This window comes from Alteromonas sp. KUL106, from assembly GCF_009811415.1.
GTDB lineage: Bacteria > Pseudomonadota > Gammaproteobacteria > Enterobacterales > Alteromonadaceae > Alteromonas.
In genome coordinates, this window is sequence record NZ_BLIG01000007.1 from 25,917 (window position 1) to 39,558 (window position 13,642).

The following is a 13,642-nucleotide window of genomic DNA, read 5'->3' on the forward strand; positions in this document are numbered from 1 at the left end:
CCAATACATCCCCATTTAACTTGAAACCGCATACGCCTTTTCTAACGCGCTAAGACCTACGCCGTTGCGTTTAATTACTTTTAGCTGAGTAGGAATACGCTCCTTCATGGCTTCAATATGGCTTATTACACCAATCATTTTTCCGCTGGCATTTAAGTTATCTAATGCATCAAGGGCCACATCCAAAGTTTCAGCATCAAGGGTACCAAAGCCTTCATCCAAAAATAGCGAATCAATACTGGTCTTGTGACTGACCAAGTCTGATAAAGCGAGAGCCAGTGCAAGACTCACTAAGAAACTTTCTCCGCCAGACAGAGTTTTAGTATCTCGCACTACGTCCCCTTGCCAAGTGTCTAATACACTTAAACTCAACCCTTCATTTTCTTTTCGAATAAGCTGATAGCGACCGTGTAATTTATCAAGCTGCTGATTAGCAAGCTGCACTAAGTTGTCCAGAGTAAGCCCTTGAGCAAAGCGTCTGAATTTGTCGCCGCTTGCTGAACCAATCAATGAGTGCAGGTAGGTAATATCATCGTAATAGGCCTCAAACGTGGCCATCTCGTTCACAAGCTGCTGTTGCTTTTCACGGGCTTGATTGTTTGCGCTTAGCTGCTGTTCAATTTGCCCTAAAGAAGATAACAGCGTGTCACGCTGCTCGGCTTGCTGTGTAATTTCTATGTCTATCCACTGTGCACCGTGTTCTTCTAACTCACGCTGCCACTGCGCTGCTTTCGCATAGGTTTGTAGCGATTGTTGAGCGGCTAGCGCGTTTTCTAGCTTTAGGTCTGCCTGTTGCTTTTGCTGTGTTAATCGCTTTTGCAGTTCAAGTAACGCATTGCGGGTTTCTTCGTCTAAGAGCGCATTGCTAAACGCTTGCTCATCGGCAAAAGGGCTGCTCGCCAACTGACGGTTAAAGTGCTCTGTTGCCTCTGTCAGTGTCTGCTCTTTTTCGCGCATTTGCTCATGAAGCTGGGCAATTTCCGCTTCTAAACGAGACAATATAGTGTCCGTTTGTTGCAGGCGAGATTTACATTCACTCACGTTTCGCTCAGCTTGCTCTTGAGCAGCCCTTGCCCTACTCCTTGCGTCTGCGATATTGCCTTCTGGGAATACGGTTTTGCGCGAGTCTCCCAGCGCTTTTAGGCTAATATCTAGCTGCACAAGCTCTTCGGATACACCCTCAAGCTGATGCTCAGCGCTTTCGATATCGCGATTAAGCACAAGTAAGGAGCTACTCACCTCTTGCAACTCATCTTTTAGTTTGGCGTGCAGTTGATAATTGTGTTTATAGATTTTAAGCGCTTCGGCTTTTTCATTTAACCACTTGGTAATTCCATCAATTGACAGGTTGTGAATGTCAGCACCCTGCGCCGTCATGGTCTCGCTGAGCGCTACAATACTATCGTTAATTCCTTTAGTTTTGCTTTCTAACTCTGCATTGCGTTCGATGCATTGCTTTTCTAAGGTTTCGCGCTGCTGAAGAGAAACTGCACGCTCTGACTGTTTGGTTTGTAACGCCTGTTGCGCTTCATTTTTAGCCTGCAGTGCAGCATTTAGAGCATGCTCGCACTCTTCTAAACGCGTTAATTGGGCACTAATATCATCAAGACGAGTTTTAAACTGCTGGGTAAATTGAGCGACGCTTTGTGAGGTATTAATGTCGACCTGTTCAAAGCTCGGTATATCAGCGCTAAGTACGCTTGAAATCTGCTGCCACTTTTCTAACAGCGTATCTCGTTGCCCGCTTGCCTGTTCTAGCTGCTTATCAACCTGAGCAAGGGTGAATTCAGTCTGCGTCACGCTTTCTTTTGCCCGCGCCCCCTGCTGCTCAATATCATCTAACTGCTGCTTTAAGCTATCTCGCTTTTGAATAGTCTCAGGCACATCAATTTCCACGCTGGACGTGGTGTGTTCGTTTGCCCCACAAACAGGGCATGGCTCGCCACTTTTTAACTGCGCGCGCAGGTGCGCCACTTCAGCATCTAAGGCAATAAGCGCCTCTATGTCTTTTAAATTACTACGAGTTTGCTTATAAGCGTCAACTAAGGCTTGTCGGTCAGATTGCTGCTGCGCTAATTGTTTCGACAAGTCTTCTTTCTGTGCACTCAGCGACACCTTGTCTTGTTTTAGTGTCAAATATTGCTGTTGAATATGCCCTATCTGTACCACGTTATCCCAGTGATGAAGCTTGCTTTCGCGCTCTTGCTGAAGACCCGCTTTGCTTACAGCACTATTGGTATCAGTTAGCTTGTCAGATAGCGCGGCATAAAGCGCCTTCTCGCATGTAGCGACGTGTGCATTTTTAGCATCGAAGGTTTGCGTTAACGCGTTTAACGACTCATTTGTTTTTGCAATAGCTCCATCTAGGGATGAAAGCGCCTGACGATCATTCTTTACGCTTTGTGTCAGTGTTTCTAATTGCTTCTGATCATGTTCAATATGGCGCGCCGTTTCACTCCAGCCACTGATAAATTCTGCCATGCCGCTAAGTGAGTGGTGTTCACTTAAGTAAGCTTCCAGTTCACCAAGCTTTGTCTTGTTATCTGCCGAGGCGTTTTCGATTTCTGTGCGCTTTAGCGTTAACGCGTTTATTGACTGCCTTAAATTTGCCGCGCTTTCGTTTGCTTTTTGCTGTTCAGTAGTGAGCTGCGCTATTTGGTTATCTAGCGGAACCACCTGCTCATTTATGCGCTTTTCAAGCTCACTGCTTTGTTGCTTTGTATGCGCTAGTGCTTGTTCTGCATGGGTTACTTCTGAACTAAGTTGTGCCTTTTGCGTTTTTAAGTCAGGCAGCTTAGCCGCCTTCTCTTCAAGTTTTTCTTTATAACGGGTTACATCTTGCTGAAGCCCGTTTCTTTGTAAAAATGGCAGGCGAAGCTTTTCAGCAGGTTCACTCTGGGTGAGAAGATCAAGCTCTTGTTTAGCCTCATTGATGGCATTATTCGCGCCCTGCTGTGCGTCACTGGCTTCTTTCATCGCCTTCTGATTGGAGTCAAACGCGCGTTGCCACTGTTGTTGCTCTTGGAGTTCAATAAGCGTTTGGTTAAACGCCGCGACTTGCTCCTTAACTCGGGCCTGCTCATCTTCAAGCTGAGTGATTTGCTCGTCGCTTAGCAAAGTTACGCCCTCTAGCTTTATCGCGAATTCTTTTTTCTTTTGCTTAGCATCGCTAAATTGCTGATGTACCGCCTGTGATACCTGCCCGTAAATTTCAGTGCCAGTAAGTTCTTCAAGCAGCTCGGCACGGTCGGCCTCGTTGGCATTTAAAAACGCAGCAAAATCCCCTTGCGACAACATCATAGACTTAGTGAAACGGGCAAAGTTAAGGCCAGTCAGCTTTTCAATCTCTTCACTTTTCGGTCTAACTTGGGTAGCCAATACCTTGCCGCTTTCAACATCGGCAAGCTCAACATCGGCACTTTGAAGGTTACCGTCAACTTTCCCTCTGGCGCGACGCATACTCCAAAACGCGCGATATGCTTTCCCCTTAATATCAAACTCAACCTCTGCCAAACACTCCGCCGTGCCGCGGGTCATGATGTCGTTGTTCGACGTTGAAATTGGCCCCAAGCGAGGGGTTTGGTGATAAAGCGCTAAACATATGGCATCAAGCAGCGTGGTTTTACCCGCCCCAGTTGGGCCAGTAATGGCAAACAGGCCATTGTCGATAAACGGCGACTGGGTGAAATCTATCTTCCACTCCCCTTTTAAGGCGTTTAGGTTTTTAAGGCGTAAGGTCAATATTCTCATTGTATTACTCGCCTTTGTTTTCTGTAGTATTTGCCAATGATGCTTCCACTGATACTTCAGCCTCTTCATCATTGGTATGCACCCGCTCTAGCGCTTCATTAAACAGCTGCCGTATTCGGTTTATGCGCGAAGCGCTTTTCTCTGAACCTGCTTCTTCCGTTTCTCCGGCGCTTTGGTCGTCATCTAGCAGGGTTTCTTGTGCCGGCTCAATTGGTACCGACTCACTTGGTGCCGACTCACTTGTTGAACTATCTTCTATGCTCTCCAGTGCCAAACGCGCTTCAAATACATCGTTTACAGACAGTTCGCTAAGCTGGACGTTTTGCTTTTCCGTTAAGCTATTTACCGTCCGCTTACGCTTGCGTTTCAACTGTAAAATTTCAGCGTTTTTACCCTCTAACAAGCCCTGAATACGCTGCTGCAAATCAGTCAGGTAGTCTTCTGTTTCAACCTCAATGCATAACCACACGGGGTCTTTAGGAGTCATGGCGTTATCCGTCGCGCTAACGGCGTTATCCGCTTCGCTAAGGGCTTTATCTACTTCATCCAATTCGCTAACGGCATCATCTGTGTGAGAAGCTAACGCGATGGCCTCGCTTTCATTAATGGCCGCCTCAATCGCTTGTAAATCGCCTTTTATTACTTCCATGGCCTGAAAGCGCGGTATTGGAAGCGTTGAGATAGTTGGCGTTGTGCTTTCAGAGCCAAACGTAACCAACACCACTTGCTTTTGTGTGTTTAGTTCATCAAAACTTAGCGGTATGGGCGAGCCTGAGTAGCGTATGTGCTCTGTTTTAGCCACTTTCTGTGGCCTGTGAATATGCCCCAGTGCAATGTAATCGGCGGGCGGAAACCCTTTAGCGTCAAAGCCTTCAAGGGTGCCAATGTAAATATCACGCACACTTTCTGACTGACTCACACCTAAAGCAGTTAAGTGCCCTGTAGCAATAATAGGAATGGCAGCGTTATTTTCACTGCCCTCTTTTATTCGTTTTTCTTCCATTGCGATGCGCAATGACAGGGCTTCATTATAAAGCGCCCCATAATGCTGCTTTATCGCCTCGCCCAGTGCTTGGCGCTTGTCAGTGGCGCTTTGCCCTGCTTCACTGATTAGCACATCACGTGGGCGAATAAACGGAACAGCACACAGTACGGCACTGGGCTGCCCCTTGCGATCGTTAAGCGTAATGACTTGTTCACTTAATTCGCCGTATGTACTGGCAATTACGTGGCTGTTTAAGTATTTCAGTAGCGCCTTACTTTCGTTCAATACCGACACTGAATCGTGATTTCCACCCAGCACCACCAATGTACACTGCATCCCCTGAAGCTCACCGATAAACGCATGGTAGAGCTCTCTGGCATAGCTAGGCGGCGTGCCCGTGTCGAACACATCACCCGCGACAATAATCGCATCTACTTGATGCGCTTCTACTTGTTGAAGCAGCCATTTGAGGAAGGCGGCATGTTCGTTTTTGCGGCTTTTCGTAAAAAAACTCTGACCTAAGTGCCAGTCAGATGTATGCAATATTTTCATGTAGAAGTGAACCAGGCTTGTTGCATTGGAGATAGAGAAACGCATTCGGCGCAGTGGCGCTGCTGCTATGGAGCGTCGATGTTGATCAACGCGCCTTTTAACAACTATAGAGATTTTGTGCTTTTATGACAATGGTTTGAGTGCATTGCACGCACCTCTGCCCACTGACTTACCTTCGAGAACAAAATCTACTCTAATAACCTCGTTTACACACTAACAGACTTTTAGTTGGAAATGGCCGTATAAGCCGGACTTATCATTTTATCAGTGCCGGTCAAACAGGCTGATAAATATTGTCCCAGTAGTCATCGAGTATCTTTACAGCATCTTCAAGCGGTCGAGCAACGAACACGTCGCCGTTCTGTTCAACTAACTCCATGTCCACTAATTTATCAATGGCATCGGTAACGTCAAAATCGAGAGCACAGTCAAACTCTTCTAAAAAGTACGTTTCTATCACACTATCCAGCGTTGCTAATGTCATTCCGCCTGTAGCAATTTCAGGCTCTGAACGCATAGTCCTAAATGCAGCACTACCTCCAGAATGTGCTTCGCTGCATGTAAACAAAAATGTATAAGCTAATAGTGCTTCTTTACAGTCTTCTTCCTCTGCTGCATCAATAAGTGTATGAAATACGCCTGCGTTATTATCCAAATTCTTAAAATACAGGTTGTCGGACAAGGCTTTCATGAAGCGGATTTTTCTGTTTTTAAACTTTGTCCATTCCTTAAAGATAAAGCTGCCAAACACCCCCATGCCAATGCCAAACGTTATTAGGCTTTGCTTCGTCAACTCCACTTCGTCGTCTTTAAAGCCAAGCCAAAAAGCAAGAAAAGACGCCATAAGTAACAACGAAGCGCCTAACTTCGTCACTAGCACCACCGTGCCGCCTATTGCAGCGGAAGCGCTAATAATTAGCTTATCTAGCGGACGCATTTTCACCTCGCTGTTGGGAAACAGCATTTCAAGGTCGGCTTTAGGTACATTTTGAAAAAGCTTAACTATGGTAGAACCTGGTTTAAAGGTAACTGGCGTTTGCCCTTTCTCTTTAAAGTAGGCTTCATCTTTAAAGGTGATATACACCGCCACTTTGTCGTAGTTGGTAAACGACACCTGCTTTTTTCGTAATCCAAAGAAGGTGCGCACCGTTTCTGTTTTTACTGACTCACCTCGTCGATAAAAAACGACGTTTTCGAAATCGTCAAAACTGACTTCAAGACGGACTTTGAAAAGCGATTCTTCATTGAGCGCGGCTTCTAAATCTTCATTGGTAACTTTCTCGAAATTGGCTGCATTAAGAAGATTAGCAAATTCGTTTGAGAATGCTTTTTGGCTTTGTTTTCGAATTGCTTCACTTGAAGGCTGTAAATCACGCGTATCTTTATTGGGGTCAAAATGACTATAGCTATTTTTCAGCGTTTCCAGTTGCTCGTGGTACTGGTAGTGAATACGATTCACTAGCAAGGTTGAAAAAGCACGAAAGCTTGCCGACTCATGCGCGAGCAAATTTTCACACAGGGAAATGACGTCGCGTTTGCGAAAAGGAATAAATCGTTCTAGTGGCATTAAGTGGTCTTATATGTTTTTTAATTTTATTTAGTGCAAATAGTTACCCTAGTGTAGGAAAAACACAACCATTCTGAGCGGAATTAAGCCCAATGGATAAGCCGCAAGAGCGACTCCCTTCAAACATGCCCTAATTAAGCTTAAATAAAAAATTATCTTCGCTTACAATGCGCAGATGACTTATCCCGTTCCCGCTAAACAGGTTGAAACCCTGTACGAAATTAAAAAAAGCAAATTCATTGCTTGTGCCGGTTTTGCGAACTCTCGTGAAAGTGCAATGGCACTTTTAGATAGCGTTAAACAACAGTACCCCGATGCGCGTCACCACTGCTGGGCTTATGTTTTCGGAAACCCTAATTCGCCTATTAGTGCAGCGATGGCTGACGACGGCGAGCCAAGCGGCACAGCCGGAAAACCCATATTAAATGTACTCCAGCACAAAGATATCGGCGACATTATGATCATTGTCACTCGGTATTTTGGCGGCATTAAATTAGGAGCTGGTGGTTTGGTCAGGGCTTACTCGGCTGCCGCTCAGCAAGCGATTGACGCGCTTGAAGTAAGGCAAGAAATTAAGTTGGAACCGTTACGCATCGACATCGATTTCAAACACGAGCAGTTTGTACGTCATTTGGTGGAGCAAGCTCAAGGTAACATTGCGAACTGCAACTATGGAAGCAGCGTAAAAATAGACGTTGAGTTACCTTTAAACGCCCTGGAAGACTTTAAGAAGCAAATGGCACCTATCGCTTTTTCCGTATTAGCCCAGAAAAAGTAACGCTTTAAAAATCGGCAACGAAAAGCAGCGCAATTGCGCTGCTTTTTGTTTTCGTGCTGTGCTAACCATGCCGAATAAAAATGCGGACGTTTTAGCACCTCTGAATCAACTGAAAGAGTGTTTCGCACTGCATTGACAGCGTGCGAGCACAAACACTTAATTTACATAGCCTTCGTTTGCTTTCACGGTAAGCGGGTGATAACCCGGTTTCGCTTCTTCAAACGCACGCTTTGCGAACGCTTTGCCCTCAGGCGTTTTTGATAGTTCACGATAAAGCGGTTTCACTAGCTTGTTGCGCCCTATCGACACTAAATAGCTATACAAACGGTCGAAGGCAGGCTGATAGTTATTTTCAACTGCGATCATCAACCAGCTGTGCGCTATTTCGTTGTTTTTAGTCGACGTCAGTGAGAACGCAGAGTCAAGCTCAGAAAGCTGTGCTTTAGTTAACGAGTCAGGCATGTTGTTGAGGAAATATAGCCACTCGTGCACTGTCCACTGGGCTGTTTCAATATCCGCCGCTTTCACGTCGCCAGAAAGCCAAGCGTTTCGCGTATCATCGATTTTAGTGAAGGCGTCAGATTCTGGCTGAGGTGCGCCCTCTGGAATGCCTGGCTCAAAAATCCACGCGTGAATGCGATTCGCGTCCAGCTTGTCAGGGTATTGTTGTATTAACGTGTCATTTAAATAGGCAATAAATGTATCGGTGGTAATGCTCTTGAAAGCAAAATCTTTAAAGTACTGCATTAAGAACGCATCAAAGTTTTCACGGCCAATCTTTTGTTCAATTTCACGTAAGAACAGTGCCCCTTTTTCGTATGGAATATTCGAAAAAACATCATCAGGGTTACGCCCACGAAGATCGATGGCCAGAATCTCGTCATTCTGTTCTAGGGCTGCGACATCGTTCTCCAAATCTTGGTATCCCAACACGGCTTCTTTTTTGAAACGATCATGGCCGTAGATCATTTCCATAATTCGGTATGTTAAATACGTTGTGAAACCTTCGTTCAACCAGAGATCCCGCCAGGTAGCATTGGTCACCGTGTTACCTGACCAACTGTGCGCAAGTTCATGGGCAATCAAAGAAACCAAGCTTTTATCACCGGCAATCACCGTTGGCGTTATAAACGACAAGCGAGGGTTTTCCATACCTCCAAACGGGAACGACGGCGGTAAAATGAGCAGGTCGTAACGATCCCATTGGTAGGGTCCGTAAGTTTCTTCTGTTACCTCTAACATCGCTTCAGTATCTTCAAATTCTTTCGCGGCACTTTCAAGGAGCGCAGGCTCAGCGTAAACACCTGTGCGCTTACCCATGGCTTTAAATTCCAAATCACCGATGGCCAACGCAATAAGATACGACGGGATTGGCTGTGGCATAGTGAATTCATATTCGCCGTCACGCTCGGTAGTGGGGTCGTTCGACGCACTCATCACCGCCAGCAGGGCTTCAGGTGTTTTTATTGTGGCGTCGTAGGTTACCCGTACTTGCGGAGAATCTTGAAGCGGAATGAAGCTTCGTGCGTGTACAGCCTGTGCTTGCGTAAATAGAAACGGATGCTGTTTACCTGCTGTTTGTGCAGGCGTTAACCATTGCACGCCTGAAGCCTCGGGTGAGGTTGAATACGCAACCGTTACCGAACTTGCAGCGCTAGGTAACGTAATAGTAAGAGGCGTACCTAAATCAGGGTCTGTCTGGCCCATTTCAAAAGGAACACTCTCTCCCTCTACGCTAACACTTTGAATGTTTAACGCTCTTGTATCCAATACTAGGGTGTTGTTGCCAGGCTTTGCGCGCTCAACATCAAGAGTTACGTCGCCAACAAGCTGTTTAGTCTCGAAATTTGCGGTTAGGTTTAAGCTTAAATGCGTAACCCGAACTTCATTTGGGTTGGCAAAAGAGTGATAGTCTACGCCAGACGCAATCCCTGTATCAACGTGTTTTTCTACCCGAGCATGTTGCGTTTGAGTACTTGAACCCGAGCCTTCGCTGACGGTGTGATCTAGGTCTGCCTTTGCTGTGTCTACATGGCTATTATCACTGCACGCGAACAGCACAGGCGCACAAACGAACGTAGCCAGTAATCCGTATTTTTTCATATAACTTCCTAAAGGATGATTGATACGTTTTCAGTGTATCAAGCCCTCATATGACTGGCGACTCTATTTCGAAGAGCTGCGTTGTAACTGCGCTACATTTCGAAAATGCGATATTTTGAAAACGCAACGTTTCAAAAACAACGTTGCAAGTAGTGATATTTTAATTCGATATTGAATAGACGTCAGCGTCGCGATAAAGCGGGAGTGGCACTTTCAAGAAGCGGCAGAACTGGTATGCCCGCTATTGCGAGCATATCCAGTGAAAAGACTGCCGTATGATTAGGCTAAGGTTATATCTACTTCAACGTTACCGCGGGTTGCGTTTGAATACGGACACACCTGATGCGCAGTATCTACTAAGCTTTGCGCTTGTGCTTTATCCATATCACCTAAATCTACGGTGAGTTTTACCGCAACAGCAAAGCCTTGCTCGATAGGACCGATTGCCACGTCGCCCGTTACATTGATGTCGTCGGCCAGCTTAATCTTTTGGGATGCGGCCACGTGCTTAAGTGCACCGATAAAACATGCCGAATAGCCTGCTGCGAACAATTGTTCAGGATTAGTCCCTTCTCCGCCCGCGCCACCCAGTTCTTTGGGTGTAGACAGTTTTAGATTTAGTTTACCATCACTTGACTTTGCCGTGCCTTCACGGCCACCAGTTGCGGTTGCACTTCCGGTATAAACGACTTGTTGAAGCTTATGCATAATTACTCTCCTCTTTGACTTTTTCGAACAAATACTTTGCATGCAAAATAAATTAACACCAAGTGACCTTGCGGTTCAAGTATTTTGTATGCAAAATATCAAGAAGATTAAACAGTGCGATTTAAAGGGGTAAGACTACGTGTCAGAATTTTTGAAGTTAGAAAACCAGCTTTGCCACCGTTTTTATACGTTATCGAACGCATTTACCCGTGCTTACCGCCCGCTGCTTAAAGCTCTCGATATCACTTACCCTCAATATGTGACTTTGATGGCGCTTTGGGAGACCGACGATATCACTATTGCCGAGCTGTTAGAGAGAACGGCAATAGACGGTGGCGCCATGTCACTCATTCTCAAAAAGCTCGAGGACAAGAGATTTTTAAAGGTGACAAAGGATGAAACCGACAAACGCGTGAAAAGGGTGAAGCTCACTAAAGTGGGTAAAGAAAAGAAACAACTCGCAGAAGACGTACCCGCACAAATGTTGTGTAAACTCAATGGTATGAGCACGGAAGAAAGCCGAACGCTAAAGATGCTTCTCGACAAGCTCGGTGGCTGCTTCGCAAATGCAGATTTATAGCATAGCAATGTAATCTCAATGTCATCACACTAGCTGTAATTTTCTGCTATTATTTCCACATTGAGCGAACAAGTGTGCGCTATAATTGTCACAGATATGCGAATCGAAAAATAAGAGGCCTGCATATTACTATTGATAACAAAACAGGAGACGTGATGACAGAAGTGAAGCAACAAACAAAAACGATTTCTGCCAAAGCTTACTCCGTTTTAGAAGAATGGCTAAACAGTATTACTCACGGCATCGGCTGTATTGCCGCTATCGTAGGGTTAATTTTTATGCTGTACCGTGCGGAAGATAAGCTTGCGTTAACCACCGCGGCTATTTATGGCTCCACACTCATACTGGTGTTCTTAAGTTCCACCCTGTATCACGCCATTTCTCATCAAAAAGCGAAGGGATGGCTTAAGCTATTTGACCATAGTGCAATATATTTACTGATAGCGGGTACTTACACACCTTTGCTACTTGTTTCCATTGGCGGAGTGTTAGGGATTACTATGACCGCTATTATTTGGAGTTTAGCTATGGGTGGCGTGGCATTTAAACTTATTGCCCAGCATCGCTTTCCGAAAGTGTCTGTTATGACCTATTTGCTAATGGGTTGGATCGCACTGGGTCTTATTTATCCTCTTTACTTAGCGCTTCCAGGTGCGGGGTTGTGGTTATTGGTAGCGGGCGGGCTGTGTTTTAGCATAGGTGTGTGCTTTTACGTGGCTAAGAAGGTAAAATATACCCACGCAATTTGGCATCTATTCGTTATTGGCGGGTGTAGCTGCCATTATTTTTCAATTTATTATTATGTCGTTTAACGATGGGTTTGAAATAACGCAGCTATGCGAAACCTTCGCAAAGCCTGCACGAGAAACGATACAAGACGCTTTATAAAAACCTATGCAAAGATCCGAGCAAGAGCCTATGGAAAAAACCACGCAAAACGCTGAGAAAAAGGAAGGTGGCACAACAGCAACACCTAATATGGCGTGGTTCTCCCTGCGAGCGGGTCAAATATGCTTGGGAAAAAAACCAGTAGACCGTGATTTCGAACGTTTAAAGTCGCTGGGAGTAACCCACATTGCTACCGTGCAGACCAGTGAAGAAAAAGCACCCGTTATTCGTGACAGCGCGATGGCCGCAGGCTTAGAATGGCTGTGGGTACCTTTTATGCACCCCTCGTCTGAATCCCCTACAGACGATGTGCACCTTCATCAATACCTTCACGAACTCTCTCAGATGTTAAGCGAGGGAGCAAAGATATATTTGCACTGCGACGGCTCTCAACATCGCTGTAGCCTGCTGTTCTACGCACTTTGTCACTACTGCCGAGTTCCATCAAATAGTGCGTATAGTGCACTACATAGCTTTGGGGCAAGTGCCGCGAATAACTTACTGCGGTCAGAACTTACATGGGCCGCAGAATTAGGCCATGTTGCGCCTAAAATATAATGTGTGCTTTATACCAGTCCGCATAGATAATTACCCACTCAGCGAGAGTTAAAATCGTCGCTACTTCAGCGTTGGGATTGGTAGCAGTGGTGAGATGATCTCGCCTATGCGGCGGAACAACTGCATGCGAGTCGTGCCTGAACGCCAAACCAGCCCTATCTCTCTAAAACCTTGGTCTTCAGCCGGGAAGCTCTTCAGGTTTGTGTGTTCAAGAATAGACTGGTTGATAGCGAGCTCTGGCAAAAAGGTGTAGCCCATTTTGCTGTTTGCTAGCTGAACCAGGGTATGCAAGCTACTTGCTGCAACACTGCTTATTTGGTCGCTGTGCTGGAGGTTACACGCGCTCACAGCATGCCCCGTCATACAATGCTCCTGCTGAAGCAAAAATATACTTTTTTTAGGTAGGCCTGAAATGTCGACAGGGTTGGGCAACTGCGCCGCCATGTCTTTGTGCGCGATTAAATGAAAGGGGTCGTGCCCTAGCACCATTTGCTTACAGCCTGGCGTTTCCATAGGAAGCGCTAAAATTAATAAATCAAGCCTTCCATCCGTTAACTGCTGAAGCAACTTCTCTGTGGTGTCTTCCTGCATTTCTAAATTGATGTCGGGAAGAAAGGCAGAAAATGCGCCCATCATGCTTTCGAAAAGAAAGGGAGCAATAGTAGGAATGACGCCTAGTTTAAGCGTTCCTCGCTGCCAATTACCCGCGTTCTGAGCGTACTCAACGAGCTCGCCGGCTTCCTGCAGTAACACCTTGCTGCGCTCAACAATATCTAAACCTAATGAGGTAAAAACGAACGTCTTATGCTCACGTTCTAGTAATTGACTTCCAAAATGCTCTTCTAGATTTTGAATGGCCGTGCTTAGCGTTGACTGGCTGACATTACAACGTTGGGCAGCCCGGTGAAAATGTTGCTCCTGATAAAGCGTTACTAAATAATGTAAATGCTTTAAATTTGGCCACTTCATCGGCTTCTCTCTATTCTTTAAATGGATTAAAAGATATGGGTTTAATCTAACATAAAGATTATAAACAGCCTAGCTATCAACAAGACTTATCGTGTATAAGCGGGGCTGTAGCGATATCAATCACTTCAGCGACAACTGATTAAGACACTTTCAATAAATCTTTACCTCTTTGCTGGAAAGCGTTCATAAGTAGCGTTAGGATTA

Annotated in this window: 10 protein-coding genes; 4 read left to right on the forward strand and 6 right to left on the reverse strand. The window is 45.6% G+C overall.

Going from position 1 to position 13,642, the window contains the following annotated elements; all coding sequences use genetic code 11:
* Positions 1–15: 15 nt before the first annotated feature.
* The 3 genes from GVO63_RS02995 to GVO63_RS03005 form a co-directional block, all read right to left on the reverse strand.
* Complete coding sequence (locus GVO63_RS02995; RefSeq protein WP_159578072.1) at positions 16–3,750, reverse strand: AAA family ATPase; 3,735 nt, start codon at positions 3,748–3,750, stop codon at positions 16–18.
* Between the two features lie 4 nt (positions 3,751–3,754).
* On the reverse strand, positions 3,755–5,287 hold the full coding sequence (gene sbcD / locus GVO63_RS03000; RefSeq protein ID WP_159578073.1) for an exonuclease subunit SbcD: 1,533 nt from the start codon (positions 5,285–5,287) through the stop codon (positions 3,755–3,757).
* A 274-nt stretch (positions 5,288–5,561) separates the two neighbouring features.
* Positions 5,562–6,854: a TMEM143 family protein gene (locus GVO63_RS03005; protein ID WP_159578074.1), complete on the reverse strand. Its 1,293-nt coding sequence runs from the start codon at positions 6,852–6,854 to the stop codon at positions 5,562–5,564.
* 175 nt (positions 6,855–7,029) lie between these two features.
* On the opposite strand from GVO63_RS03005, the gene GVO63_RS03010 reads away from it, so the two are divergent.
* The gene (locus tag GVO63_RS03010) at positions 7,030–7,632 is read left to right on the forward strand and encodes a YigZ family protein (RefSeq protein ID WP_159578075.1); all 603 of its coding nucleotides are present in this window, start codon (positions 7,030–7,032) and stop codon (positions 7,630–7,632) included.
* A 156-nt stretch (positions 7,633–7,788) separates the two neighbouring features.
* On the opposite strand, the gene GVO63_RS03015 is transcribed toward GVO63_RS03010, so the two are convergent.
* The gene (locus GVO63_RS03015) at positions 7,789–9,735 is read right to left on the reverse strand and encodes a M1 family metallopeptidase (RefSeq protein WP_159578076.1); all 1,947 of its coding nucleotides are present in this window, start codon (positions 9,733–9,735) and stop codon (positions 7,789–7,791) included.
* A gap of 279 nt (positions 9,736–10,014) precedes the next feature.
* Complete coding sequence (locus tag GVO63_RS03020) at positions 10,015–10,443, reverse strand: organic hydroperoxide resistance protein (protein ID WP_159578077.1); 429 nt, start codon at positions 10,441–10,443, stop codon at positions 10,015–10,017.
* A gap of 139 nt (positions 10,444–10,582) precedes the next feature.
* Here GVO63_RS03020 and GVO63_RS03025 point away from each other — a divergent pair, with 139 nt between their 5' ends.
* The 3 genes from GVO63_RS03025 (at position 10,583) to GVO63_RS03035 (ending at position 12,469) form a co-directional block, all read left to right on the forward strand.
* Positions 10,583–11,023, forward strand: coding sequence for a MarR family winged helix-turn-helix transcriptional regulator (locus GVO63_RS03025; protein ID WP_159490588.1), 441 nt, complete (start codon positions 10,583–10,585; stop codon positions 11,021–11,023).
* Positions 11,024–11,178: 155 nt separating this feature from the next.
* Positions 11,179–11,835, forward strand: a complete 657-nt coding sequence (locus GVO63_RS03030; RefSeq protein ID WP_159490586.1) for a hemolysin III family protein — start codon at positions 11,179–11,181, stop codon at positions 11,833–11,835.
* A gap of 106 nt (positions 11,836–11,941) precedes the next feature.
* A complete protein-coding gene (locus tag GVO63_RS03035) occupies positions 11,942–12,469 on the forward strand; it encodes a hypothetical protein (protein ID WP_159578078.1) in 528 nt (175 codons plus the stop codon).
* Between the two features lie 60 nt (positions 12,470–12,529).
* Here GVO63_RS03035 and GVO63_RS03040 read toward each other — a convergent pair whose 3' ends face one another.
* Positions 12,530–13,438 carry a hydrogen peroxide-inducible genes activator gene (locus GVO63_RS03040; protein ID WP_159490578.1) on the reverse strand — a complete coding sequence of 303 codons (909 nt, stop codon included), beginning with the start codon at positions 13,436–13,438 and terminating at the stop codon, positions 12,530–12,532.
* Positions 13,439–13,642 lie beyond the last annotated feature (204 nt).

Coding starts and splice junctions, on each gene's coding strand:
- GVO63_RS03020 (WP_159578077.1), bottom strand. CDS start 10,443: ATGCATAAGCTTCAACAAGTCGTTTATACCGGAAGTGCAACCGCAACT.
- sbcD (WP_159578073.1), bottom strand. CDS start 5,287: ATGAAAATATTGCATACATCTGACTGGCACTTAGGTCAGAGTTTTTTT.
- GVO63_RS02995 (WP_159578072.1), bottom strand. CDS start 3,750: ATGAGAATATTGACCTTACGCCTTAAAAACCTAAACGCCTTAAAAGGG.
- GVO63_RS03030 (WP_159490586.1), top strand. CDS start 11,179: ATGACAGAAGTGAAGCAACAAACAAAAACGATTTCTGCCAAAGCTTAC.
- GVO63_RS03005 (WP_159578074.1), bottom strand. CDS start 6,854: ATGCCACTAGAACGATTTATTCCTTTTCGCAAACGCGACGTCATTTCC.
- GVO63_RS03035 (WP_159578078.1), top strand. CDS start 11,942: ATGGAAAAAACCACGCAAAACGCTGAGAAAAAGGAAGGTGGCACAACA.
- GVO63_RS03015 (WP_159578076.1), bottom strand. CDS start 9,735: ATGAAAAAATACGGATTACTGGCTACGTTCGTTTGTGCGCCTGTGCTG.
- GVO63_RS03040 (WP_159490578.1), bottom strand. CDS start 13,438: ATGAAGTGGCCAAATTTAAAGCATTTACATTATTTAGTAACGCTTTAT.
- GVO63_RS03010 (WP_159578075.1), top strand. CDS start 7,030: ATGACTTATCCCGTTCCCGCTAAACAGGTTGAAACCCTGTACGAAATT.